The organism is Streptomyces sp. NBC_01520, from assembly GCF_045040375.1.
In the GTDB taxonomy this organism is placed as follows: domain Bacteria; phylum Actinomycetota; class Actinomycetes; order Streptomycetales; family Streptomycetaceae; genus Streptomyces.
In genome coordinates this window covers 7,231,699-7,256,886 of sequence record NZ_CP109404.1, presented here as the reverse complement: position 1 = coordinate 7,256,886, position 25,188 = coordinate 7,231,699, and the positions used below count along the sequence as shown (strand labels likewise).

Annotated in this window: 23 protein-coding genes and 1 riboswitch; of the genes, 6 read left to right on the top strand and 17 right to left on the bottom strand. The window is 71.2% G+C overall.

Features of this window, described 5'->3' with window-relative positions; all coding sequences use genetic code 11:
* Positions 1–5 precede the first annotated feature (5 nt).
* The 5 genes from OG524_RS32750 to OG524_RS32730 are packed head-to-tail and all read left to right on the top strand — an operon-like array spanning position 6 to position 5,347.
* Positions 6–974, top strand: coding sequence for an STM4015 family protein (locus OG524_RS32750; protein WP_405812198.1), 969 nt, complete (start codon positions 6–8; stop codon positions 972–974).
* Entirely contained in the window at positions 955–2,142 is a 1,188-nt protein-coding gene (locus tag OG524_RS32745) for an STM4014 family protein (RefSeq protein WP_405812197.1), read from the top strand. Before OG524_RS32750 ends, OG524_RS32745 begins: the two co-directional genes overlap by 20 nt.
* 46 nt (positions 2,143–2,188) lie before the next feature.
* Positions 2,189–3,001, top strand: a complete 813-nt coding sequence (locus OG524_RS32740) for an STM4013/SEN3800 family hydrolase (RefSeq protein ID WP_405393024.1) — start codon at positions 2,189–2,191, stop codon at positions 2,999–3,001.
* A complete protein-coding gene (locus tag OG524_RS32735) occupies positions 2,998–4,356 on the top strand; it encodes an STM4012 family radical SAM protein (RefSeq protein ID WP_405812196.1) in 1,359 nt (452 codons plus the stop codon). Before OG524_RS32740 ends, OG524_RS32735 begins: the two co-directional genes overlap by 4 nt.
* Before the next feature lie 58 nt (positions 4,357–4,414).
* Positions 4,415–5,347 carry an STM4011 family radical SAM protein gene (locus OG524_RS32730; RefSeq protein WP_405812531.1) on the top strand — a complete coding sequence of 311 codons (933 nt, stop codon included), beginning with the start codon at positions 4,415–4,417 and terminating at the stop codon, positions 5,345–5,347.
* Here OG524_RS32730 and OG524_RS32725 read toward each other — a convergent pair.
* From OG524_RS32725 to OG524_RS32715, 3 genes are all read right to left on the bottom strand, one after another.
* On the bottom strand, positions 5,301–5,771 hold the full coding sequence (locus tag OG524_RS32725; protein ID WP_405812530.1) for a GNAT family N-acetyltransferase: 471 nt from the start codon (positions 5,769–5,771) through the stop codon (positions 5,301–5,303). The genes OG524_RS32730 and OG524_RS32725 overlap by 47 nt on opposite strands.
* Positions 5,772–5,827: 56 nt before the next feature.
* Positions 5,828–6,655 (bottom strand): SGNH/GDSL hydrolase family protein, encoded by an 828-nt coding sequence (locus tag OG524_RS32720; protein ID WP_405386844.1) that lies wholly within the window; start codon positions 6,653–6,655, stop codon positions 5,828–5,830.
* 208 nt (positions 6,656–6,863) lie between these two features.
* Positions 6,864–7,808: a peptidoglycan DD-metalloendopeptidase family protein gene (locus OG524_RS32715; RefSeq protein ID WP_405812195.1), complete on the bottom strand. Its 945-nt coding sequence runs from the start codon at positions 7,806–7,808 to the stop codon at positions 6,864–6,866.
* A 4-nt stretch (positions 7,809–7,812) separates the two neighbouring features.
* Positions 7,813–7,984, bottom strand: a riboswitch (cyclic di-AMP (ydaO/yuaA leader).
* 407 nt (positions 7,985–8,391) lie between these two features.
* Between OG524_RS32715 and OG524_RS32710 the strand changes: the two genes are divergently transcribed.
* The gene (locus tag OG524_RS32710; protein ID WP_405812194.1) at positions 8,392–9,201 is read left to right on the top strand and encodes a tyrosine-protein phosphatase; all 810 of its coding nucleotides are present in this window, start codon (positions 8,392–8,394) and stop codon (positions 9,199–9,201) included.
* A 105-nt stretch (positions 9,202–9,306) separates the two neighbouring features.
* Here OG524_RS32710 and OG524_RS32705 read toward each other — a convergent pair whose 3' ends face one another.
* The 14 genes from OG524_RS32705 to OG524_RS32640 form a co-directional block, all read right to left on the bottom strand.
* Positions 9,307–9,480: a DUF6126 family protein gene (locus OG524_RS32705; RefSeq protein ID WP_384501647.1), complete on the bottom strand. Its 174-nt coding sequence runs from the start codon at positions 9,478–9,480 to the stop codon at positions 9,307–9,309.
* Between the two features lie 63 nt (positions 9,481–9,543).
* Positions 9,544–10,272, bottom strand: a complete 729-nt coding sequence (locus OG524_RS32700) for a helix-turn-helix domain-containing protein (protein WP_405386851.1) — start codon at positions 10,270–10,272, stop codon at positions 9,544–9,546.
* A 99-nt stretch (positions 10,273–10,371) separates the two neighbouring features.
* On the bottom strand, positions 10,372–11,769 hold the full coding sequence (locus OG524_RS32695; RefSeq protein ID WP_405812193.1) for an aspartate aminotransferase family protein: 1,398 nt from the start codon (positions 11,767–11,769) through the stop codon (positions 10,372–10,374).
* Entirely contained in the window at positions 11,766–13,670 is a 1,905-nt protein-coding gene (gene dxs / locus OG524_RS32690) for a 1-deoxy-D-xylulose-5-phosphate synthase (RefSeq protein WP_405812192.1), read from the bottom strand. Before dxs ends, OG524_RS32695 begins: the two co-directional genes overlap by 4 nt.
* 205 nt (positions 13,671–13,875) lie before the next feature.
* Entirely contained in the window at positions 13,876–14,895 is a 1,020-nt protein-coding gene (hpnH, locus tag OG524_RS32685) for an adenosyl-hopene transferase HpnH (protein ID WP_405386854.1), read from the bottom strand.
* 6 nt (positions 14,896–14,901) lie between these two features.
* Entirely contained in the window at positions 14,902–15,555 is a 654-nt protein-coding gene (locus OG524_RS32680; protein ID WP_405386856.1) for a 1-hydroxy-2-methyl-2-butenyl 4-diphosphate reductase, read from the bottom strand.
* 4 nt (positions 15,556–15,559) lie between these two features.
* A complete protein-coding gene (gene shc, locus OG524_RS32675; RefSeq protein WP_405386858.1) occupies positions 15,560–17,554 on the bottom strand; it encodes a squalene--hopene cyclase in 1,995 nt (664 codons plus the stop codon).
* Positions 17,555–17,658: 104 nt separating this feature from the next.
* Positions 17,659–18,762, bottom strand: a complete 1,104-nt coding sequence (locus tag OG524_RS32670) for a polyprenyl synthetase family protein (RefSeq protein WP_405386859.1) — start codon at positions 18,760–18,762, stop codon at positions 17,659–17,661.
* Positions 18,759–20,147 carry a hydroxysqualene dehydroxylase HpnE gene (gene hpnE, locus OG524_RS32665; RefSeq protein ID WP_405812191.1) on the bottom strand — a complete coding sequence of 463 codons (1,389 nt, stop codon included), beginning with the start codon at positions 20,145–20,147 and terminating at the stop codon, positions 18,759–18,761. The genes OG524_RS32670 and hpnE overlap by 4 nt, the downstream gene beginning before the upstream one ends.
* Before the next feature lie 85 nt (positions 20,148–20,232).
* Positions 20,233–21,153, bottom strand: a complete 921-nt coding sequence (gene hpnD, locus OG524_RS32660; RefSeq protein ID WP_405386862.1) for a presqualene diphosphate synthase HpnD — start codon at positions 21,151–21,153, stop codon at positions 20,233–20,235.
* Between the two features lie 29 nt (positions 21,154–21,182).
* Complete coding sequence (hpnC, locus tag OG524_RS32655; RefSeq protein WP_405386864.1) at positions 21,183–22,097, bottom strand: squalene synthase HpnC; 915 nt, start codon at positions 22,095–22,097, stop codon at positions 21,183–21,185.
* Between the two features lie 403 nt (positions 22,098–22,500).
* Positions 22,501–23,286, bottom strand: coding sequence for an ABC transporter ATP-binding protein (locus OG524_RS32650; protein ID WP_405386865.1), 786 nt, complete (start codon positions 23,284–23,286; stop codon positions 22,501–22,503).
* Positions 23,279–24,208: an ABC transporter permease gene (locus OG524_RS32645; RefSeq protein ID WP_405386867.1), complete on the bottom strand. Its 930-nt coding sequence runs from the start codon at positions 24,206–24,208 to the stop codon at positions 23,279–23,281. Before OG524_RS32645 ends, OG524_RS32650 begins: the two co-directional genes overlap by 8 nt.
* A 107-nt stretch (positions 24,209–24,315) precedes the next feature.
* Positions 24,316–25,188, bottom strand: coding sequence for a glycosyltransferase family 2 protein (locus tag OG524_RS32640; protein WP_405393027.1), 873 nt, complete (start codon positions 25,186–25,188; stop codon positions 24,316–24,318).

Sequence of the window (25,188 nt, the reverse complement as noted above, 5' to 3'; positions counted from 1 at the left end):
GCACGATGACGATCGAACACCCCGACGCCTTCCACGGCCTGACGGTCCTCACGCTGCCCGTGCCCGGCGAGGATCCGGTGCCGGGAGGCCTGCCCGCGGCGGACTCCGTGGCCTGGCGGCTGGAGTGCGGCTGGAAGGAACTGACGTTCCCGGAGCTCTGGCAGCACTTCCTCGGCTCGGTCGACCCCACCCGGGTCCGGGCCCTGATGATCGGCCCCTGGTGGCAGGAGGACTACACCCCGTTCGCCCCCGTGGTGGAGCGGATCGTCGCGGACGCCCACCGGTTCCCGGCCCTCCGCGCGCTGTTCCTCGCCGATGTGGTGGGCGAGGAGTGCGAGGTGTCCTGGCTGGAGATGTGCGACATCACTCCGCTGATCGACGCCTTCCCCCTCCTGGAGGAGCTGACGGTGCGTGGCTGCGGCGACTCCGGCTCCGAGGAGGAGAAGCTGCGGTTGCGGCCGGTGCGGCATGGGAGCCTGAAGTCGCTGCGCTTCGAGTCCGGCGGCCTGCCGGGCCATGTCGTGCGTGCGGTCGGCGCGTCCGAGCTGCCCGCCCTGGAGCGGCTGGAGCTCTGGCTGGGTGTCGACTGGTACGGCGGCGACACCACGGTCGACGACATGCGTCCGGTGCTGTCGGGCGCCGCGTTCCCCCGGCTGCGCCACCTGGGCCTGCAGAACAGCGATATCCAGGACGAGATCGCGACGGCTGTCGCCTCCGCCCCGGTCGTCGCCCAGCTGGAGTCGCTCTCGCTCGCGATGGGCACCCTCGGTGACGAAGGGGCGCAGGCCCTCCTCGACGGTCAGCCGCTCACCCATCTGACCTCGCTGGATCTGCACCACCACTACCTCACCGGCCCGCTGGTCTCGCGTATCCAGGATCTGTGCGACCGTGCCGGCGTCAAGGTCGGTCTGGAGGAGGCCGACGACTGGGATCCTACGGACGACGAGCCCCGTTATGTCGCGGTCAGCGAATAGCGTGCTGCCACGCCTCGCGGTCGTCGGTAATCCCGGCAACCGCAGGGTGGCCCTCTTCCAGGACGCCGTGCGCGCCGCCGGGCTGCCGGACGCGCGCGTGGTGTCCTGGCTGGAGGTGCTGAGGGGCGAGGCGGCCTTCCTGCCGGGCGAGCGGGTGCGCATCGACTCGCCGGGCGAGGACGCCGAGGTCGAACGGCTGCTGCGCGGGGTCGACGACCCGACCAGGGTGGAGGGTTCGGCCCGCTGGTACGCCCGCTTCACCTCGGCGGTACGGGACGTGGCGCGGGCGGCGAAGGCGGCCGGGGCGGTGCTGCTGAACGATCCGGACGACATCGCCGTCCTGTTCGACAAGCGGCTCTGCCACGGTGTGCTGGACGCCGCCGGCGTGCCCGTGCCGGACTCGCCCACGTCGGGGCCCTCGGCTGCCCCGGTGCGGGGGTGGGCGGACGTGCGGGAGCTGATGGCCGGCCACCGCATGCCGCGGGTGTTCGTGAAGCCCGCGCACGGTTCGTCCGCCGCCGGGGTGCTGGCCGTGGAGACGGCCGGCCCCGGCCGGGTGCGGGCGACCACGTCCGTCGAGCGGGACGGGGCTGGGCGGCTCTTCAACTCCCTCCGGGTCCGCCGCTGCACGACGGAGCAGGAGGTGGCGGCGGTCGTGGACGCGCTCGCGCCGGACGGGCTGCACATCGAGCGGTGGCTGCCCAAGGCGTCGCAGCGGGGACGGGTGGCCGACCTCCGGGTCGTCGTGGTCGCCGGCCGGGCGACGCACGCCGTCGTGCGGACCAGCCGGTCCCCCATGACCAATCTGCATCTGGGCGGGGCCCGCGGCGACCTGGACGAGGTGCGGTCGGCCGTCGAGGCGGCGGGCGGCAGCTGGGACGCGGCCCTGGCCGTGTGCGAGCGGGCCGCGGCCTGCTTCCCGGACACGCTGTGCGTGGGTGTCGACCTGCTGCCCGCCACCGGCTGGCGGCGCTTCGCCGTCGGGGAGGTCAATGCCTTCGGTGACCTCCTGCCGCGGCTCACGGGGCTGCCGGAGAGCGGTGCGGAAGGTCTGGACACGTATGCGGCCCAGGTGGCCGCCGTGCTGAGGAACAACGAGGAACGGCCGAGGAACGAACGTGCAAGGAACGACAGTGCCAGGAACGACCGTGCCGTCACAGCCCCCTGACTTCCCGTCCGGCGTCGCGGACACCACGGACACCCGGAAACCCGACATGAACAAGGTCGTGGGCAGTCACGACCTGCTGCTCGTCACCCTGGACACACTGCGGTACGACGTCGCCGTGGAGCTGGCGGATGCCGGGCGCCTGCCGAATCTGGCCCGGCATCTGCCGGGCGGTGCCTGGGAGAAGAGACATGCGCCGGGCAGCTTCACCTACGCCTCCCACCAGGCGATCTTCGCCGGATTCCTGCCGACGCCCGCAGCGCCCGGCCCGCACCCGCGACTGTTCGCGGCACGCTTCGCGGGCAGTGAGTCCACCGCGGACGGCACTTTCGTCCATGACACCCCCGATCTGCTCTCCGGCCTCGCCGGGGTGGGCTATCGCACGGTGTGTGTCGGCGGCGTCGGCTTCTTCAACCGCCGCCCCCCGCTCGGCTCGGTGCTGCCCGGAATGTTCCAGGAGAGCCACTGGGAGCCGGAATTCGGCGTCGCCTCGCCGACGTCCTTCGAGGCACAGGTGACCCGCGCCGAACAGGTCGTCGCGGAACTGCCCGGGGACCAGCGGCTGTTCCTCTTCGTCAACGTGTCGGCCCTGCACCAGCCCAACTGGTTCCACCTGCCCGGCGCCACAGCGGAGGCGGGCGACTCCCGGGAGACCCACGCCGCCGCCCTGGAGTACGTGGACCGGCACATCGGGCGTCTCTTCGCCGCGGCGAGCAGCCGGCGCAGGTGTTTCGCCATCGTCTGCTCCGACCACGGCACGGCCTACGGCGACGACGGGTACACCGGCCACCGGCTCGGCCACGAAGCGGTCTGGACCGTGCCGTACGCCCACTTCTTCCTCGATCAGGGGGCATCTCGATGACCGGCACCACCAGGCCCTACCAGAGCTATGTCTACGCCTACCCGCACAAGACGGCGTACCGCCCGCTCGACGGCCGCACCACCGGCCGGCCCCTGCTGGGCGACCTGTGGGCCGGGGAGCGCAAGGACGCGCTCTCCCTCTACCTCCACATACCGTTCTGCGAGGTCCGCTGCGGATTCTGCAACCTGTTCACCCGGATCGGCGCACCCGACGAGCTGACCACGCGCTATCTCGACGCGCTGGACCGGCAGGCGTCCGCCGTGCGGGACGCGCTGGGTGACGACGGGCCGGTGCGGTTCGCGGCCGCCGCCTTCGGTGGCGGCACCCCCACGTTCCTGACCGCCGGTGAGCTGGAGCGGCTCTGCGACATCGCGGAGAAGCGGATGGGTGCCGATCTGCGGTCCGTACCCCTGTCGGTGGAGACCTCCCCGTCGACCGCGACGGCGGACCGGCTGGCCGTGCTCGCCGACCGGGGCACCACCCGGATCAGCATCGGTGTGCAGAGTTTCGTCGACGCCGAGGCCCGGGCGGCTGTCCGCCCGCAGCACCGGTCCGAGGTCGAGGCGGCCCTCGGCCGGATCCGTGACGCCCGCATCCCGGTCCTCAACATCGACCTGATCTACGGCATCGACGGTCAGACGGAGGAGACCTGGCGCACCTCCCTGGACGCTGCCCTGTCCTGGCGTCCGGAGGAGCTGTACCTCTACCCGCTGTACGTGCGCCCGCTGACCGGCCTCGGCCGCCAGGGCACCTCGACCGGCTCGGCCCGTCAACAGGACGCGGCCTGGGACGAACAGCGGCTGCGCCTCTACCGCGCGGGCCGGGACCATCTGCTGGACCAGGGGTACGAGCAGGTGTCGATGCGGATGTTCCGCCGCGCCGGCGCCCCGCACGCGGGTCCCGACGACTACGCCTGCCAGACCGACGGCATGATCGGGCTCGGCTGCGGCGCGCGCTCGTACACCTCCTCGCTGCACTACTCCTTCGACTACGCGGTGGAGATGCGGGAGATCAGGGGCATCATCGACGGGTTCATGGCCACCGAGGACTTCTCGCGCGCCGAGGTCGGCAGGTACGTCGACGGCGACGAGGCGCGCAGGCGCCATCTGCTGCAGTCGCTGCTCCAGGCCGAGGGCCTGCGGCCCGAGGACTACCGCGAGCGGTTCGGGTCGGATCCCCGGGCCGACTTCGCCTCGGAGCTGGACCTCTTCGCCGGGCGCGGCTGGCTGGACGTGTCCGCGGCCCCCGGACTGCTCCGGCTCTCGCCCGAGGGCCTGGCGCACTCCGACGCGCTGGGCCCGGAGCTCTTCTCCCCAGGTGTACGGGCCGCGATGGCCGCGTACGAGCTGAAGTGAGCCGCCCGATGAGCACGTCCGTCCTGACCGTGGACCCGACCGACAGGGGCCGATGAGCGTGGATCTGACGATCCTCTACCGGGGCCCGCTGGCCTCGTGCGACTACGACTGCCCCTACTGCCCCTTCGCCAAACGGCGCGACAGCGGCGAGCAGCTGCGCACGGACCGGGCGGCGCTGGAGCGGTTCACGGACTGGGCCGCCACGCAGACCGACGACCGGCTTTCGGTGCTGTTCACCCCGTGGGGCGAGGGGCTCGTCCGGTCCTGGTACCGGCGGGCGATCGTGGAACTGTCGAGGCTGCCGCACGTCGGGCGGGTCGCCATCCAGACCAATCTGAGTGCCCGTACCGGCTGGCTGACCGGCGCCGAGCGCGACAAGGTCGCCCTGTGGTGCACGTATCACCCGGGCCAGACACCGTACGACCGGTTCCTCGGCAGGTGCCGGGAGCTGTCGGACCTCGGGGTGCGGTACAGCGTGGGCGTCGTGGGGCTGGACGACCATCTGGCGGAGGCCCGACGGCTGCGGGCCGCGCTGCCCGACGAGGTGTACCTCTGGATCAACGCCGCCGAGGGGCACACCTACACGGACGAGGAGGCCGACCGGTGGACGGCCCTGGACCCGCTGTTCCCGTACAGCAGGCACCCGCACCGTTCGGCGGGGCTGCCGTGCCGGACGGGCGAGTCGGTCATCTCGGTGGACGGCGAGGGGACGGTGCGGCGCTGCCACTTCGTCCGGGCCGAACTGGGCAACCTCTACGACGGCAGCTACCGGCGCTCCCTCGGGCCACGCGGCTGCCCGGCCGAGGTGTGCGACTGCCACATCGGCTACGTGCACCTGGAGACACTGCCCCTGTACGACATCTTCGCGGGCGGTGTCCTGGAGCGGATACCTGCCCGCCCGCAGACCGTACCCGCCCGCGGGCAGGCCCTCACGCTGTCACCGGTCAGGCTCGCGGAGGGGCGCCCGGACCTGCCGGACGTCGCACCATGAAGACGTCGACCGGGTCCTGGGCCTCCACGACGAATCCGTGACGCTCGTAGATCCGGCGGGCGGCGCTGCCGCGCAGGACGTTCAGCCGCACGGTCACACCCTCCCGGTCGGTGTCCGCGAGCACCGTGCGCAGCACGGCTGATCCGAGCCCCCGGCCCTGGTGGTGCGGGGCCAGGTAGAAGTGCTCCAGCAGCTTCCCGTCGTCGTCGGGCCGGACGGTGACGCATCCCGCGAACTCACCGCCGGCCAGGACGAGGGAGGTGTGGCGGGTGGAGAACGAGTCCCGCAGCCGCTGCCGCACCCGGTGCTCGTCGTAGCGGCCGAGGCGTTCCAGGTCCGCGCGCATGACGACGGCCCGCAGCTCCGCGACCGCCTCGACGTCCGTGGCCCGCGCGGCGCGCAGCACCCACTCCGCGCCGGGCAGGGGCGACGGGCCGGTCCGTACGGAGGCCGCCGGGACCGCACCGTCCGTCAGGGGGCTCACAACGGGAGCAGGTCGGGGCGCTTGGCCTCGACGTGGTCGCCGGAGGACTCGCCGCGCAGACGTCGTCCGATCCACGGCACGAGATACTCACGCGCCCAGTGGATGTCGTCGCGCCGCACCTCGAGTGTCCCGCGCTGTGCCTGTGGCGGCCACGTCTGGTCGGGGTCGGCCGGTACCTCGAGTCCCAGGACCTGGGCGGCGCGCAGCGCGACCCTGGTGTGGCCCTCGGGCGACAGGTGCAGCCGGTCGTCGTCCCAGGCGCGGCGGTCCTGCACGGAGCGCAGCGACCACAGGTCCAGGACCGGGCAGTCGTAGCGGTCGGCGATGGACCGGACATGGGCGGTGTACGTGGCGATCTTGCCGCGCAGGTGCCGGAGTACGGGGACGTGACGGGTGTCGAAGCCGGTGGTGACCATGACGGTGCCGACCGCCTGCGTCAGTTCGGCGACCGCGCGCTCGAAGCGTTCCGCCACGTCGTCAGGGTCGGAGCCGGGCCGGATGATGTCGTTGCCGCCCGCGCAGAAGCTCACCAGATCCGGTGCCAGCTCCTTGGCGCGGGGGACCTGCTCCTCGACTACCTGGTCGAGGAGGCGTCCGCGTACGGCGAGATTGGCGTACCGGAAGTTCCCGTGCGGGCCGTCCGTGGGACCTGCCGCCGCTCCGGGGACCGGGAGCTGGTCCGCGAGGAGGACCGCGAACCGGTCCGCCCAGCCGAGGAGCCTCCCGTCGGGGCCGGGGTCCCCGACGCCTTCGGTGAAGCTGTCGCCGATCGCTGCGTACGACCCGATGATGCCTCGTTGTGTGTTTCTCGAATCGTCTGCCACAAGGGCATATCCTGCACCTTCGAATGTGACCTACGCGACCGTAATAAGGGGTTGACGGGTGGTGAGAAAGACCACCCGGTCAGGTTTTGGTAAAGCCGGAATAAGAAGAGGGGCGGTGCACCGCCGCGCACCGCACCGCCCCTCTTCTTCGCGTCATTCGGGGACGCTCACCTGAAGTCGCTCACCCGAAGGTGTCGGACGGAGCCGCTCAGATGGAGACGCCGTGCGAGCGCAGGTACGCGATCGGGTCGACGTCGGAGCCGTAGCTCGGGCCGGTGCGGACCTCGAAGTGGAGGTGCGGGCCGGTGGAGTTGCCGGTGGAGCCGGAGAGGCCGATCTGCTGGCCGCCGGTGACGGTCTGGCCGGCGGAGACACCGAGCGAGGACAGGTGGGCGTACTGGGAGTACATGCCGTCGCTGTGCTGGATGACGACCTCGTTGCCGTACGAACCGCTCCACCCGGCGGAGACCACGGTGCCGGGGCCGATGGACCGGACGCCGGTGCCGGAGGCGGCCTGGAAGTCGGAGCCCGTGTGGTAGCCGCTGGACCAGCTGGCGCCGGAGGCACGGTACTGGGTGGTGACGTTGGCGTCGGCGACCGGGGCGGCCCAGCCGGAGCTGTTGCCCTCGGAAGCGGCGGCGGAGTCGGAGGTGTCGGCGGTGTCGGTCGCCGTCGCGGCCTTCTCGACCGGGGCGGCGGCCTTGGGCGCCGACTCGGCCTTCGAGGAGGTCGCCTCGGACGGCGCGGCCTTGGGCGCGGACTGCGCGGCCGAACCGGACGCCTTGGCACCGAGGGTCAGCTTCATGCCCGGGAAGATCAGGCTCGGGTTGTCGCCGACGACGTCGCGGTTGTCCTTGTACAGCTTCTCCCAGCCGCCCTTGAGCTTCTGGTCGGCCGCTATCTTCGACAGGTAGTCGCCGGAGACCACGGAATAGGTCTTCGGGGCGCTCTTCTTCTTCGCCACGGAGGCGGCGGGCGCGCCGTGGGCGGCGCTCGCGGCGGACTTGGCGGCAGGCGCGGCCTGCTCCGCAGCATGGGCGCCGGTGGCGCCGATCAGCGGAAGGGCGAGAACGGCGCCGCCGGTCCCGGCGGCGAGGACGCCTCGGGTGATCGGGCCGGTCTTCGTACGACGGTGCTTACCCTTTGCGGGCATGGGGAATTCCTCTCCGGCGCCTACGAGGTGAGCTGTCGGGTGCGGACTGGAGATGCCCGGCCGCGCTGGACGCGGCTTGACCCCGAGCCGTTCCGGATCCCTCCGGTCGGCGGCTTACCTGGTTCCCCCGCTCCTGCCACACGTTGGTCGGTGCGGATTCCGGGCGGCGGCAGGATTAGGCGTTCCGTCCGGATTGACCGTGACCGTAAGCGAGCCAGGACGCCGGGAACAAGCCGTCGGTTGCGAACCGGAATCCGCTCTTCATTTCCCGCCGAGAATTACGGTCACACTCCGTGGATTACGGATCTTGCCTTTCCGCGCGGCGTCCGGAATACCCGTCCACGGTTCCGCCACACACCGTCACGGATATGATCCCGCTCACCTACCAAGCCCCATCTCCCATACAAGCGGGGCATGTTCTGCTAAATGCACCAATACGGACATTGCTCGATTTCATCCTCTTCCGCGCCGCCTCGAAAACAGGACGGCGACCGAGACGGTTGCCCGATGAACGCATGTCGTATCGTCGCGAGCGTGGCCTCGTCGGCGAGCCGCGCCGACGCCAGACACTCCAGGAGTCCTTGTGACGCAGCTGCCAGAGGTTCCGTCGACCGACACCGAGCTGACCGGTGTCCGTAATTTCCGCGATGTGGGCGGACTCCCGACCGCGGACGGCGGGAAGGTCCGGCACGGGCGCCTCTACCGCAGCGGACACCTGGCGCACGCCACCGAGGCGGACGCGGCCTTCCTCACCGGCCTCGGCCTGCACACGGTCTTCGACTTCCGCAACGCGGCGGACCACAAGCTCGACGGTCATGACGTGGAACTGCCCGGCGTCCGGAATGTCAGCATTCCACTCTCCGACCCGGCCGACGGCGCCGAGTTCTGGCGGCTCGTGCGTGACGGGAACATCCAGCAGCTGCGATCGATCCTCGCCGACGGCAGGGGGACGGACCGCATGATCGCCTCGTACCGGTCGATCATCAGGGACCGCACGGCCGAGCACAGCCGGGTGCTGCACGCACTGGCCGAGGACAGCGTGCCCGCGCTGATGCACTGCGCCGCGGGCAAGGACCGGGCCGGCCTGTCGATCGCGATCTCACTGCTGGCCGTCGGTGTCGAGAAGGAGGCCATCGAGGCCGACTACCTGAAGTCCAACGACGCGCACCGCCGCTACAAGGTGCGGCGCAGCGACACCTCTTCGGCGGGGATGTCGGACGAGGTGATGGAACTGCTCAATCCGCTGTTCGGCGCGCACTCCGACTACCTCGACGCCGCGTTCACGGCGATCGAGGAGACCTGGGGCAACACGGACCGCTACCTCACGGAGGGCCTGAAGCTGACCCCCGCGACCCGCGAGAAGCTGCGCGAGCGCCTGGTCGAGGGCGCATAGGACCGACCCGGGGGCGGCCGGCCCCATGCGGACCGACCCGGGGGCGGCCGGCCCCATGCGGACCGGCCCGGGGGCGGCCGGCCCTCGCCCGTCGCGCCGGATGGGTCAGCCTTTACCCGCCACGGTGAACAGGATGAAGAGGAAGGCCGCGACGACGTGTCCGGCCACCAGGTAGGCGAAGAGCCGGATGACCACGCCGCGGGGCATCTTCCGCTCCTGCGTGTCCTTACCCTCGGGCCTGCGCGGAGTGAGCGGGTCATAGTTGGATGAATCAGACATGACGGTCCTCTCTTTCGACCGCTCGGGCCGAGGGAACGAAGGGTCTACGGGGCGGGGCGGGGTTCACCCGCGGTGGACCTCGCCGCCCAGGCACAGCTCGGCGGCAGGGCTCTGCAACAGCGTGTGGACGAAGAGCAGCCGCACACCCCCGCGGTCGAGCGCGGCGATCCGGTGCGGGGTGAGCGAGTCGAAGTGCGCACTGTCACCGGGGTCGAGGTCGTGCACGGTCTCCCCCAGGGCCACCCGCAGCCGTCCGTCGAGGACGTACAGCCATTCCTCGCCGGGATGGACGCGTACGAGATCGCTCTGGGCTCCGTACGGGACGCTCACCCGCAGCGCCTGCATGGCACGGCCCGAGGCTCCGGCCTGGTGGTACAGCCAGCCGTCGGCCTCCGCGCCACCACCGCCTGCGGGACCACCTGACGCACCACCGGAAGAACCCCGGGAGATACCCGCGGGAGAGGCTCCACCGGAAGCCCCTCCGAAGGGGATCCCTCCGAACGGTCCTCGCGTCGACCCGCCGACGGCACCGCCACGGACGATCGCGTCACGCTCGGGCGGCATCTCACCGAGGAGCTCGGAGACCGTCGTACCATAGATGCGGGCAAGTCCGAGCAGCATGGGCAGCGAGGGCTGCCTGCGGCCCGTTTCGAGCCGGGAGAGATGGGCCGGGGAGAGCCCGGCCCGCCCGGCGGCGGTCTCCAGGGTGAGACCCCGGTTGCGGCGCAGGTCACGCAGACGCGGCGCGACCCCCGGCAGCTCGTCGGCCACCCCTCCTTCGGGAGCATTCATGTTTCCATTGAGCCAGGATCTTTCCTCTCAGGCAAACTTCTTGCCTGAGAGGTAAAAAGCGGTAGGACCCCGTGGAGCGGCCCGGCGGAGCAGCCGTGCTCACCGGTTGGCGACCGCCTGTTTCACCAGGGTCCTGCCGAAGTCCCACATCAGCCCGCCCCCGCTGTGCGCGTCGTCCATGACGGCCGTGAAGGCGGTCACGAAGCGGTCCACCTCCCGCTCCCCGATGACCAGCGGCGGAATCAGCTTGATCACTTCCAGATGGTCGCCGGAGACCTGCGTGAGGATGCGGTGCTTCTGCAGCAGCGGCACCACCACCATCTGCGCGAAGAGACCCTTCCGGGCGGCCTGGAGCATGGTCCAGCGGCTGCGGAGCTTCAGCGAGGAGGGCCGGCCGAACTCGATGCCGATCATCAGGCCCCGCCCGCGGACCTCGTGCAGCAGCTCGTAGCGGCCGACGAGTGCCGCGAGCCGCTCCCGCAGCAGGTCACCGGTGCGGCGGGCGTTCGCGACCGTCTCCTCGTCCTCCATCACGGCGAGCACCGCGAGCCCGGCCGCCATGGCCTGGGCGTTCGATCCGAAGCTCGCGGAGTGGACGAGGACCCGGTCCATGGAAGAGTAGACGCGCTTGAAGATCCAGTCCTTGCCGAGCGTCGCCCCGACCGGCACGTAGCCGCCGGACAGCGCCTTGGCCACACAGACCAGATCGGGTTCGACGCCCTCCTCGTGCTGGTAGGCGTAGAAGTCGCCGGTCCTGCCGAGCCCGGTCTGCACCTCGTCGACGATGAGCACCGCCTTGTGCCGGTGCAGCAGCTCCTGCGCGGCCCTCAGGAAGCCGGGCGGTGAGGCGTGGACGCCCTTGCCCTGGATCGGCTCGACGACCAGGCCCGCCACGTCGCCGCACTTCAGCTCGCGCCGCAGGGCGTCCAGGTCGCCGAGCCCGATCGCCGTGTCGGGGAGCAGTGGCGCGAAGCCGTCCCGGAATCCGGACTCCCCGTTGACGGAGAGCGAACCGGTGGTCAGCCCGTGGAAGGCGCGGGTGCAGTAGAGGACGCGCGGCTTCCCGGTCGCGTACCGGGCGAACTTCAGGGCGGTCTCGACCGCCTCGGTCCCGCTGTTCCCGAAGAAGACCCGGTCCAGGTGCGGGCTGTGCGCCAGCAGCCGCTCGGCCAGCAGTCCGGGCAGCGGCTGGCAGTCGAAGCGGGTGAGGTCGGCGAGCGAGGCGTCGAGGACGTCGTGCAGTGCCTTGCGTACGACGGGGTGGTGCCTGCCGAGCCCCATCACGCCGAATCCGGCGAGCATGTCGAGGTAGTCGTCGCCGTCCGCGTCCCAGAAGTACGCGCCCTCGGCCCGCTCGTAGACCTTGTCGAAGCCGAGGGTTCGGAGCATGCGCGGCAGCTGGTGGTTGAGGTGGCGGGTGTGCAGCTCGTAGCGTTCGGCGCCGCGTTCCGCGAGGAGCCGTGCCAGATCGAAGCCCTCGGGCCCGTCGTTCTTCATTGCCCGTTCTCCTTCACCACGTTCGCGTCCGCCGCCCTCACCCGGGCCAGTGCCTCGCCGATCCCTCCGGCGAGGGCCGTGGGGGTCAGCCCGATCTCCGCAAGCACCTCGCCGCGCCCGGCGTGCGCGAGGAACCGCTCGGGGATGCCGTACGTCCGCAGCGGTATGTCGACGCCGGCGTCCCGCAGCGCCTGCTCGACGGCCGAACCGACGCCGCCCGCACGGCTGTTGTCCTCGACGACCGCCACCAGCCGGTGCTGTCCGGCGAGCGCGGGCAGCTCCTCGTCGACCGGCTTGACCCAGCGCGGATCGACGACCGTGCAGCGGATACCGGCCTCCGCGAGCAGATCGGCGGTCCGCAGGCACACCGGGGCGAGCACCCCGATCGCCACCAGGAGTACGTCGGGGACCGCGGCCCGCTGCAGCACGTCCATCCCGCCGATCCGGGCGACGGCCTCGACGGGCTCGCCCACCGACTCCTTCGGGAACCGGATCACGGTGGGCGCGTCGTCGACGTCGACGGCCTCGCGCAGTTCCTCGCGCAGCCGGTCGGCGTCCCGTGGGGCGGCGATCCGCAGCCCGGGGACGACCTGGAGCACGGACATGTCCCACATGCCGTTGTGCGAGGGCCCGTCGACGCCGGTGACTCCGGCCCGGTCCAGGACGAAGGTCACCCCGCACCGGTGCAGGGCGACATCCATGAGCAGTTGGTCGAAGGCCCGGTTGAGGAACGTCGCGTAGACCGCGACGACCGGGTGCAGGCCGCCGGTGGCGAGACCCGCGGCGGAGACCGCCGCATGCTGCTCGGCGATCCCGACGTCCCAGATCCGGTCGGGGAACCGCTCGGCGAACCGGGTCAGTCCGACGGGGTGCAGCATCGCCGCGGTGATCGCGACGACGTCCGGGCGTTCGGCGCCGATCCGTGCGATCTCGTCGCCGAACACCGAGGTCCAGGACGGTGCGGCGGGCACCATGAGCGGCTCGCAGGTCAGCGGGTCCATCGCGCCGACCGTGTGGAAGCGGTCGGCGTCGTCGGCCAGCGCGGGCGGGTAGCCGCGGCCCTTCTCGGTGATGCAGTGCACCAGCACCGGACCGTGGAAGCGCCTGGCCCGGTTGAGGGCGGACTCGACCGCCGCGGTGTCGTGTCCGTCCACCGGGCCCAGGTATTTGAGCCCCAGGTCCTCGAACATGCCCTGCGGGGCGAAGGTGTCCTTGAACCCCTTCTTCGCGCCGTGCAGCGACCCGTAGAGCGGCTGCCCGATGACCGGTGTCTGCTGGAGCACGCCCTTGCCCCAGGACAGGAAGCGCTCGTAGCCGTCGGTGGTGCGCAGGGTGGCGAGGTGGTTGGCGAGGCCGCCGATGGTCGGGGCGTACGAGCGTTCGTTGTCGTTCACCACGATGATGAGGGGCCGGTCCCCGGCGGCGATGTTGTTGAGCGCCTCCCAGGCCATGCCACCGGTGAGGGCCCCGTCGCCGATGACGGCGACGACGTGGTCGTCGCGCCCGAGCACCTCGTTGGCCTTGGCCAGTCCGTCGGCCCAGCCCAGGACGGTGGAGGCGTGGGAGTTCTCGATGACGTCGTGCTCGGACTCCTCGCGGGAGGGGTAGCCGGAGAGGCCGCCCTTGCGCCGCAGTCCGGAGAAGTCCTGCCGCCCGGTCAGGAGCTTGTGCACGTAACTCTGGTGTCCCGTGTCCCACAGGATGCGGTCCGCGGGCGAGTCGAAGGCCCGGTGCAGGGCGATGGAGAGTTCCACCACCCCCAGGTTGGGGCCGAGGTGGCCGCCCGTTCTCGTGACCGCCCGGACGAGGAACGTCCTGATCTCGTCCGCCAGTCCGCCGAGCTCCGACGGGCTCAGTGCCTTGAGATCCTGCGGCCCCTTGATGGTTTCCAGCATCGTCACGCTCGGGCCCTCTCTGGTCCTGTTTCAGCTCACGGTCACGGCCGGGGCCCCGGGGCGGGCGGATACCCGTCCCCGCAGCGGCGCGTACCGACCCCGGCGGCCACCGGCCCGCCCCGGACGCGCCGCGAGGGGCGGCGCGCCGCGGGCGGCCGGGCCGGCGGCACCCGGGAGAGCCGGTGCGACCGGCTCTCCCGTGGTCATGACGTCACCGGTTGCCGCCGATGGTCTCCCGTGCCGCGCGCAGGGATTCCTTCAGCGACCCCATGGTGGCGAGGACCGCGGTCGGCTCGTAGCCGCAGTGCGCCATGCAGTTGGCGCACCGCGGGTCCTTGCCGCGACCGTACTTCTCCCAGTCGGTTTCCTCGATGAGCTGCCGGTACGTCGGGACGTACCCGTCGTTCATCAGGTAGCAGGGCCGCTGCCAGCCGAAGAGCGAGTAGTTGGGAATGGCCCAGGCCGTGCACGGGAAGTCCGCCTTGCCCTCCAGGAAGTCGAGGAAGAGCGGCGAGTGGTTCAGCCTCCAGCGGGCCCGGTTGCCGCCGGCGAAGGACTTCTTGAAGAGCTGGCGGGTCTGCTCGACGCCCAGGAAGTGCTCCTGGTCGGGCGCCTTCTCATAGGCGTAGGCGGGCGAGATCATCATCTCGTCGACCTTCAGCTCGTCGTTGAGGTAGTTGAGGACCTCGATGACGGTCTGCGGGGTGTCGGTGTTGAAGAAGGTGGAGTTGGTGGTGACCCGGAAGCCAAGTCGCTTGGCCTCCTTCATCGCCTCCACCGCCTCGTCGAACACGCCTTCCTTGGCGACCGACTCGTCGTGCCGCTCACGCAGTCCGTCGATGTGCACGGCGAAGGCGAAGTACGGCGACGGCGTGAACTTCTCGAGCTTCTTGCGCATCAGCATGGCGTTGGTGCAGAGGAAGACGTACTTCTTCTTCGCAACCAACTGGCGCACGATCTCGTCGATCTGAGGGTGCATCAGCGGCTCGCCACCGGCGATGGACACCATCGGGGCACCTGATTCGAGCACTGCCCCGACCGCCTGGGCGACGGGCATGCGCTGCTTGAGGACTCCGGCCGGGTGCTGGATCTTCCCACAGCCCTCGCACGCCAGATTGCAGGCGAACAAGGGTTCCAGCTCGACGATCAGCGGGAATTTGTCCCGCCTGCGGAGCTTCTGTTCGATGAGATACGTCGCAACCTTGATGGACTGACGGAGCGGCATGGCCATCTGGGCTCACCTCCTGGGGAGCAGCAAAGATCGGTGCCATTCATGGAAAGCCGGAAGGACAGCACGAAGAACGCGGAATGCCGATATTCCACCGCGGACCGTGCCGATGCGGACGAGCTCATGCTCAGGAGCGTCCACGACCACCCGTACGGCGGCAACGGGGCGTGCCCCGGTCCGTACGGCGGTGCGGAGCGTGGCGGCGGACTCCATGTCCACCGCGATGGCGCCGGTGGCCCGGAGTCCGGCGCGTTCGGGTCCCCGGACGACATGGCCGGAGCCGGTCAGTGGTCCGGTGTGGACTGTGCGGCCGGGCACCGCCCTGGTCAGGGCGTCGACGAGCAGGCCCGTTCCGACGCAGGGCGTCGTGCCGTTGTCGTCGCGGGTCTCCTCGGCCACCACGAGGTCACCGGGGTGCATGCCGGGGGCCAGCCCGGCGCAGAAACCCGAGGCGATGACCGCGGCACCTCGGACGCCGTCCCGCCCCAGCGCGCGCCGGACGGCGTTCTCGGCGGCCTTGGGGCCCATCCCGGTCCTGATGACGGACACCGGACCGGGAGCGCCGTTGCCGCGGCCCGTGCGCAGGGCGAAGTGCTCGATGCCGAGCGCACAGGCGATGAGGAGCGGCGTGGCGGGGGCGGTTGGTCTCCGGTCGTCCCCCATCCGGTCACGCCCCCTTACCGGTACCGGTGGCGAACGGGTCGCCGTAGACGTACCGGCCCAGTGCGGTGAGGGGGAACACCTGCCGGTAGAGGTGGTAGTTGATGGAGAAGTCCCACGGGAAGCCGGTCCCGGTGAAGTACGGCTCGTCCCAGGAACCGTCCGCCAGCTGGGTTCCAGCCAGCCAGCCGATGCCCCGCTCGACGGCCCTGCTGTCGCGCCTCCCGGCGGAGAGGAGCGCGAGGAGTGCCCAGGCGGTCTGGGAGGCGGTCGACGCGCCGTGACCGATCCACTTCTCCTCCTGGTAGGAGCGCAGGTCCTCGCCCCAGCCTCCGTCGTCGTTCTGCACGGATTCGAGCCAGCCGACGGCCCGCCGGACCGACGGGTGCGCCGCGGGCAGACCGGCCGCGATGAGTGCGGGCACCACGGACCCGGTGCCGTAGATGTAGTTGACGCCCCACCGGCCGAACCACGCGCCGCTCGCCTCCTGTTCGGCGAGCAGCCACTCGATTCCCCTGCGGGTACGGGGGTGGCTCGACCGGCCCTCGACGGCGAGCATCTCCACCACGTGCCCGGTGACGTCGGCGGACGGCGGGTCGATGACCTCGCCGAAGTCGCAGAACGGCAGCCGGTTCGGGAAGGGGCTGGTGTTGTCCGCGTCGAAGGCGCCCCAGGCCCCGTTGCGCGACTGCATGCCGAGGTTCCAGCGCACCCCGCGCTCGATCGCGGCCTCGACCCTGTCGGGGTCCGGGTGGCGGACCCGGCGCAGCGCGAGGACGACCTCGGCGGTGTCGTCGATGTCCGGGTAGTTGTCGTTGTGGAACTCGAACGCCCAGCCACCGGGGGCCAGTTGAGGCTTGCGTACCGACCAGTCGCCCGGCCGTACGATCTCCTCGCCGAGCATCCAGTCGGCAGCCTTCACGAGGGCCGGGTGGTCGGGGCTCAGTCCGGCGTCGGCGAGCGCGATGGTGGCGAGGCAGGTGTCCCAGACCGGCGACTGGCAGGCCTCGATCATGCGGGCGCCGTCCTCGCGTCGGACGGTGAACCGGTCGAGCGAGGCGAGCCCGGCCTTCATCACCGGGTGGTCGAGGTCGTAGCCCATCAGGTGCAGGGCGATGATCGAGTAGACGGCGGGCGGCTGGATGCCGCCCCAGCAGCCGTCGCTCTCCTGGCGTTCGATGATCCAGCGGGCCGCGGCGTTCATGGCGACGCGGCGCAGTCGGCGCGGGGCGACCTTGTGGTACGCGTGCAGCGCCTTGTCGAGCCGCTGGAAGACGCCGTCCCAGCTGGCCACCGGAGCCGTGCGCCCCGGTGGGTTCGGGTTCGCCGGGTCGGTGTGCAGCTCGTCGAGGGTGAACGGGGCGGGGCGGACGGGCCGCTTCGCGGAGACGACGGTGAGCGGGACGATGGTCTGGCGGGCCCAGCAGCCGAAGTCGTAGATGTTGAGCGGGACCCACTTCGGGAAGAACATCAGCTCGGGCGGGAGCTCCGGCAGGTCGTCCCACTTCCACCAGCCGAAGAGCGCGAGCCAGATCCGGGTGAAGACCCGGGCTGCCGCGATGCCTCCCCGGTCCCTGACGAAGCGGGCCGCGCGGATCATGTGCGGGTCGTCCGGCCGGTCTCCGGCCAGCCGGAGGGCGACGTACCCCTCGATGGTGGCGGAGAGGTCGCCGGGCCCGCCGTGGAAGGTGGCCCAGGTGCCGTCACCGAGCTGCTCGCCACGGATGAAGCGGGCTGCCGCCTGCACCGTGGCGGGGTCCTGGATGCCCAGGAACTGACGGAGCAGCAGGTCCTCGGCGTCCATCGTGACGTTGGTGGCGAGGTCCCCCTTCCACCAGCCCTGCTCGTCCTGCCTGCCGAGGAGGTGCTCCACCGAGCGTTCCGCGGCCCGCCGCGCGACGGCGAGTACGTCGTCCACGGCGATGGTTGATTCGGTCGGATCGCTTACCGGGGCTGCGCGGAGGTTCGCGGCCCCGGTGCTTCCGTCGGTCGTCGCTGTCATGGCTTCCCCTTCGTGCAGTTGGTCCGCTGCTGTGCTGGGGTCTCCGTCGGCGGGCGCCCGTCAAGGGCGCCCGCCGGCGACTGCGAGTCATATACGAATGGTGATCATCTCTTTCGTACGACAACGAAGTCGGCGAGCGCGGTGAGCTGCTCCCGTACCTGTTCCGGCATGTCGACGCCGTGCAGCGCCTCGATGGCTACCGCGTGCTGACGGCGGGCTTCCTGGGCGGTCCACTCGCGGCCGCCCGCCTCCTCGATGAGTGCCGCGCGTGCGGCGAACTCCTCTTCGGAGAAGCTGGCGAAGTCGCTGCTCTTGACGTCGGCGGCCAGCAGCTCGCCCAATCGGGCGGAGGCCGGTCCGCCCGCGGCGAGCGCGGCGACGACGGGCAGGGACTTCTTGCGCTGGCGCAGGTCGCTCCAGGTCTGCTTGCCCGTGGACTCGGGGTCGCCCCAGATCCCGAGCAGGTCGTCGACGGCCTGGAAGGCGAGGCCGAGGTGGTAGCCGTACGCCTCCAGGGTGTCGGCCGTGCGGTCGTCGGCGCCGCCGAGCACGGCTCCGATGGACACGGCACAGGCGAGCAGCGCGCCCGTCTTGTTGCCCTCCATCTCCAGGCACTCCTCGACGGTGACCCGCTCGCGGTGCTCGTAGGAGATGTCCTGGGCCTGCCCGTCGATGAGCTTGCGGGTGGCGGTGGTCAGCCGGCGGGCCGCCCGGCCGGCCTCGACGGTGCCGAGCTCCAGCAGGATCTCGTTGGCCAGCGCGAAGAGCGCGTCGCCGACGAGGATGGCCTGGGCCGGTCCGTGCACCTTCCACACGGTGTCGCGGTGGCGGCGCTGCTCGTCGCCGTCCATCAGGTCGTCGTGCAGCAACGAGAAGTTGTGCACGAGTTCGACGGCGACCGCGCCGGGGATCCCGGCCTCGGCCGGAGCGCCCGCCACCTCGGCGGACAGCACGGCGAGCGCGGGGCGCACGGCCTTGCCGCCGTCGCCGTCGGCGGGCCGGCCCTGGGCGTCGATCCAGCCGAAGTGGTAGGCCGCGACGGTGTCCATGGGCGGCGCCAGCCGGTCCACGGCAGCGCGCAGCACCGGCGCTGACAGGGCCCTTCCACGCTCCAGAAGCGCGGTGACGTCCGTGGTGTCCGCCACGGTGTCGGAAGCCGGATTCGCCGGGGTCACAGACTCTCCTCTTGTTCCGGTGGTACTGCTCATGCCGCCTCCTGCAGCGGATGTTCGTGGGGCCGGCCGAGGGCGTGGAGCGCGGCGTCCGCGGCGCTGAAACCACTGCGGACGGCACCCTCCATCGTGGCGGGCCAGCCGGTGGCAGTCCATGCGCCTGCCAGGTGGAGTCCGGGGGCACGGGTGTGCGCACCCGGCCTCAGCCGTCCCACTCCCGGGGCGGGCGCGAAGGTCGCGGTGCGTTCCCGGGTGACGAAGAAGTCGCGGACGCCCGCGCCGCGCGTGGCCGGCAGGAGCTTCTCCAGCTCGGGAAGGTAGCGCCTGCGCAGCTCGGCGACGGGCAGGTCGATCTCGTCCTGGGCCGCGGACTGGGACAGTGCGAGGTACTGTCCGCCGCCCTGGAGCCCTGAGGTCGCCGTGCGGTCGAAGACCCATTGCACGGGTGAGCCGAGTGCGGCGAAGAACGGCCGGCGGAGCACCTTGCGGTCGTAGACGACGTGCACGTTGAGGATCGGTGAGTCGGTGAGGTCCAGGAGCCGGCCGGGGTTGTCGATCGCCCCGTCCGGCAGCAGTCCGTGGGCCTCGCCCTGGGGTACGGCCAGGACGACGGTGTCGGCCTCGAACCGCTCCCCGTCCGTCCCGACGGCCCACCGGCCGTCCTCGGTCCGGGTGAGGGAGGCGACCCGGGTGCGTGTGCGGAGCCGTACGCCCGCCGATTCGAGCGACTTGCGGGCGAGGGTGTCGTGGAGTTCACCGAGCGGCACGGCGGCCCAGCCGATGTCGGCGGCGCCGGGATCGGAGAGCAGGCCGGTCTTGAAGACCATGGCGGCCAGCGCCATGGAGGCGTTCGGCGCGGTCGCGTTGAGCGTGGCGACACCGACGAGGTCCCAGAGGGCTTCGACGGTGCGCTGCGACTGCCCGTGGCGGCGCAGCCAGGTCGCGAAGGCGACGCCGTCGAGCGCGGGGTCGGCCGGGTCGAGGCGGCCCAGCGCGAGTGCCGCGCGGGCGACACCCGCCTTCTCGGCGAGCGAGAGGTGCGGGTAGGCGGCGAGTCCGCCGGCGAGGTGCAGCGGCACGGGCAGCCCGGTGCGGCGCAGTCGCCCGAGCCGCGGTCCCCGGGCCCGCCCGACGTCGAGCACGGGCACGTCGAGACGTTCCTGCAGCGGGGCGAGGTGGGTTCCTCCGACGCGGTCCAGGAACCAGCGGTAGCCGGTGCAGCAGCGCAGGAAGACGTGCTGGCCGTTGTCGACGGACAGCTCGCCGCGGCGGAAGGAGAAGGCGAGGCCGCCGAGCCGGGGGCGGCCTTCGAGCAGGGTCACGTCGAGCCCCGCGTCGGCGAGACGGAGGGCGGTCGTCACTCCGGCGAGACCGCCGCCGACGACCACCGCGCGCGAGGAGCGCGGCTTCCGGCCGGTCATGCGTGCTCCTTCCGTCGTGCCGTCGCAGTCAGGGACGCGTGGGGTGGGTGCGGGGTTGCGCGCCCGGTGCCGTCCGCGGGGCGCATCAGGTCCGCCCCCTGGTGGTACGGCGCGAGATGTAGCGGGCGTCGAGGCCCGACAGTCCGCGTACGGCGACGTAGGCCTTCTCGTGGCCGGGCAGCGAGACCCTGCCGCGCAGGACGGCCTCGGGGTCGCGCTCGATCCGGTCGAGGAGCCGGCGGTAGATCCCGGCCATGGCGGCCACGCAGGCGCCGCTGCGCCGGTCCAGCATCGGCAGCAGCCGGTAGCCCTCGGCGAACAGCGCGCGGGCGCGCCGGACCTCGAAGTGGACGAGGCCGGCGAAGTCGGAGCCGGGGGGCGGCGTGGCCCGGTGGAAGCCGGCGGAGCAGCCGAACTTGGCGAGGTCGTCGGCGGGCAGGTAGGTGCGCCCGTTGCCCGCGTCCTCGCGGACGTCGCGCAGGATGTTGGTGAGCTGGAGTGCGAGGCCGAGGGTGTCGGCGTACTCCGCCGCCCGGTCGGCGCCGGGTGCGCCCGGTTCCGTACCGAAGACGCCGAGGCTGAGCCGTCCGATCGCACCGGCGACACAGCGGCAGTACGTCCTGAGGTCGTCCCAGGTCTCGTAGCTCTCGCCGCGCACGTCCATCAGGACGCCGTCGATGAGCTCGTCGAGGCCGCCGAGCGGCAGCGGGAACCGGCGCGCGGAGTCGGCGAGCGCGACGGCGACCGGGTCGGTGTCGTCCTCGTCGACCGCGCCGTCCCGGATCCGGCCGAGCAGCGTCCGGGTGTCCTCCAGCCGGGTCCGCTTGGTCTCCGGGGCCAGCTCGCCGTCGCCGATGTCGTCGACGCGACGGGAGAAGGCGTACAGCGCCGACATGGCCTGCCGCTTCTCGTACGGCAGCAGTCTGATGCCGTAGGCGAAGTTACGGGCCTGCTGTCCGGTGACGGCCTCGCAGTAGCTGTACGCGGCCTGTACCGGTGCCGACATGTACGTCGTCTGTCCCTCCACGGTCCGGCTCACCCCTCTCTGTGCGCTTTTCGCAGGACTACTCCCACTTCACGCAGCAGCAGCGGCGCGGTGGGCTTGGGCGGTCCGGGCAGTACGTCGAAACCGGCGGCGGAGACCGCGGCGAGGGCGGCTCGCCCTCCGCCGACGAATCCGGCGAGCAGGAGTTTGAGTCTGCCCCGGACACTGCCCACCAGGGGGATGCCCTCGTCCAGCAGGTCATGGGCACGCTGCGCCTCGAAGGCGATCAGGGCGCGCAGCGACGCGCTCCCCGACGGTACGGCCAGGTCGGATTCGATGACGTGGAAGCGGGCCATGTCGTCCGCGGGCAGGTAGATCCGGTCCCGGGCGAGGTCCTCGGCGACGTCCTGGAGGTGCTCGGCGATCTGCAGGGCGGTGCAGACGGCGTCGGAGCGGCGGATCCGTTCGGGGCTCGCGGTGCCGGTGATCTGCAGGACGAGGCGGCCGACGGGGTTGGCCGAGAGCTCGCAGTAGGCGAGGAGCTCCTCGTACGTCCCGTAGCGGCGGACCTTCTGGTCCTGCCGGTTGGCCTCGATGAGCCCGAGGAAGGGGTCGGGGGTGAGCGCGCAGCGCCGCACGGTGGGGCGCAGTGTGCGCATCAGGGGGTGCAGCGGGCCGTCCGCGGCGTCCGCGAAGGTGCGGTGGAGGTCGGCCTCCAGGGCGTCGAGCAGGGCGAGCCGGTCCTCGGCGGCCCCGGGGTCGACGCCGAGGTGGCGGGCGTCGGCGCCGCCGGGCGCGAGATCGCCGTCACCGATGTCGTCGACGAGGCGGGCGAAGCCGTAGACGGCCATCAGGTCCTCGCGCCAGGCGCGGGGCAGGAAGAAGGGGGCCACGGGGAAGTTCTCGTCCGCGGCCTTGTCGAGGGTGGGGGTGGCGTCGGTACGCGCCTGTCGCGTACGGGTCACTGCGTACCACCCGACGTGGAGACGGCGAAACCACGTCGGAGCTGGAGATTTCCCATCATTGCCGTCATATCTCCCGTTCTACACTGCCGACCCAAAACATCCCTTTTCGGACACGCCGCTCGCTGCCCCGAGTGCGACAGGCTCACAACGGGCGATGTGCCGGGGGGCGTATCACCCCACATTGCCGCGAATCAGCTCCGGTACAGCTTACGTTGTACAGCTCACAGGGCCGCGCCGGGGTGCGACGCGTCCCTCTGCAACACTTCGATCTCCGTCAACCTTCCCCGGATTCCGGTTGATTGACGTCATCCGGCGGGAGGAGATACCCGGGTGCTCCCTCCGCCCCACGCACCGCAGTGGCCCCCGCCGCTGTCTGCGGCAGGGGCCACGGGAACGGAGCGGCCTACTTGCCGGTCTCCCGCTCGTACGCCTTGAGCACCTCTTCGGTGGGGCCGTCCATCAGGAGTTCGCCCCGCTCCAGCCACAGCACCCGGTCGCAGGTGTCCCGGATCGTCTTGTTGTTGTGGCTGACGAGGAAGACGGTTCCGGCCTCCTTGCGCAGCTCGCGGATCCGCTCCTCGGAGCGGACCCGGAACTTGCGGTCACCGGTGGCCAGCGCCTCGTCGATCATGAGGACGTCGTGGTTCTTGGCCGCGGCGATCGAGAAGCGCAGCCGCGCCGCCATGCCGGAGGAGTAGGTCCGCATGGGCAGCGTGATGAAGTCGCCCTTCTCGTTGATCCCCGAGAAGTCCACGATGTCCTGGTAGCGCGCGCGGATCTCCTCGCGGCTCATGCCCATCGCGAGACCGCCGAGCACGACGTTGCGCTCCCCGGTCAGGTCGCTCATCAGCGCGGCGTTGACGCCCAGCAGCGACGGCTGGCCGTCGGTGTAGACCTTGCCGTGCTCGGTCGGGAGCAGTCCGGCGATGGCCCGGAGCAGGGTGGACTTGCCCGAGCCGTTGGTGCCGATGAGTCCGATCGCCTGGCCGCGGTAGGCGGTGAAGGAGACCCCCCGCACCGCGTGCACCTTGCGTACGCCGCGCGGCTCGCCCTTGCCGCGGCGCATGATCCGGCTGAGCGCCGCGGTGGCGCTTCCCTTGCCGCCCCCCGTCCCGTTGACCCGGTACACGATGTGTACGTCGTCGGCGATCACGGTGGGGATGTGTCCCTGGGACGATTCCTCAGCCACGGCCGTACCGTTCCTCTGCCTTCCAGAAGTACACGAAGCCCAGGACACCCACGACGAGCGCCCAGGCGAGCCCGACGGCCCAGACGTGCTGCGGCAGGTTCTCGGAGCCGTAGCCGTCGATCAGCGCGAAGCGGACCAGGTCCATGTAGATGGCCGCCGGGTTGTACTGCAGCACGTCCGCGATCCACTGCGGCTTGTCGGCCAGCATCACCGGGATGGAGAACATGACGCCCGAGGCGTACATCCAGGTCCGCATGACGAACGGCATCAGCTGCGCGAGGTCCGGGGTCTTGCTGCCCAGCCGGGCCATGACCAGGGCCAGACCGGTGTTGAACACGAACTGCAGGGCCAGCGCCGGGATGATCAGCAGCCAGGAGAGCCTGGGATAGCTGCCGAAGCCCATGGCCACGGCGAGCAGCACGATCATCGAGTACAGCAGCTGCTGGAGCTGCTGCAGCGAGAACGAGACGGGCAGCGAGGCCCGGGGGAAGTGCAGGGCCCGGACCAGGCCGAGGTTGCCGGCGATGGACCGCACCCCCGCCATGACCGAGCTCTGGGTGAAGGTGAAGACGAAGACGCCCGTGACCAGGAACGGGACGAAGACCTCCTGGCTCATCCCCCTGCTGGTGCCCAGGATGAGCCCGAAGATCAGGAAGTAGACCAGGGCGTTCAGCAGCGGGGTGGCGACCTGCCACAGCTGGCCGAGCTTGGCCTGGCTGTACTGCGAGGTCAGCTTGGCCCTGGAGAACGCCAGGATGAAGTGCCGGCGGCCCCAGAGCTGCCGGACGTACGCGAACAGCCCGGGCCTGGCACCGCTCACCGTCAGACCGTACTTGGCGGCCAGCCGGGAGGCGCTCAGCCCCTCGTCGGCGGACGGCGGGCTGCTCAGCGCAAGCCCGCCGTCGTGGGTCGTATCACTCACAGGTAAGAACTCTCGTCTTCACAATGCGCAGCCGGACGCGGGTGCGGCCAAGGCGGACAGGTCCCCGTACACAACGAACAGGGCTCATGGTCTCAGAGGCGAGCCTCTCAGATCACAGGCGGTCGGCCCAGTCTGGTGAGGCGCCACACCGTACGCCACCTCATGGGGCGCCGGGGCCCGCAGGGTTTCGTCCAGCCTTCCCGGAAACCTCCGAACCACGCCTTGAGCGCGGGCCGGGAGGGCCTGCGGACCAGCGTGAGCAGCAGCCAGACCCCGACGTACACGGGGACCAGCGGTGCGGGCAGGTTCCGGCGGGCCAGCCAGACCCGGTTGCGGGCCACCATGCGGTGGTAGACCGCGTGCCGCGAGGGGGCGGTGGTGGGGTGGTTGAGCACCATGTCCGCGCGGTAGTCGATCATCCAGCCGGCGTCCAGGGCCCGCCAGGCGAGGTCGGTCTCCTCGTGCGCGTAGAAGAAGTCGTCGGGGAGCGGGCCGACCTCGGCGATCACCCGGGTACGCACGGCGTTCGCCCCGCCGAGGAACGTCGTCACCCGGGACGAGCGCATCGGGTCGGCCGCACGCAGCCGCGGCACGTGCCGGCGCTGGGTGGCCCCGGTGTCCGGATCGGCGATGCGGAAGGTGATGATGCCGAGCTCCGGGTCGGCGTCGAAGGCCTGCCGGCACAGCTCGGCGGTGTCCTTCTTCGGCAGCAGTCCGTCGTCGTCGAGGAACAGCAGCGCGTCCACGTCGGTGCCGGCGGCGCCGAACGCCTCGATGCCGACGTTGCGTCCGCCGGGGATGCCCAGGTTCTCGGGCAGCTCCACGGTCCGCACGCCCGCGGGCACGTCGGGGACCGGGGCGCCGTTGCCGACGACGACCACCTCGATTCGGTCGCCGTCCTGGACGGCGACCGAATCGAGCAGGGCACGCAGTTCGTCCGGGCGGTTGCCCATGGTGATGATGACCGCGCCGAGTTTCAT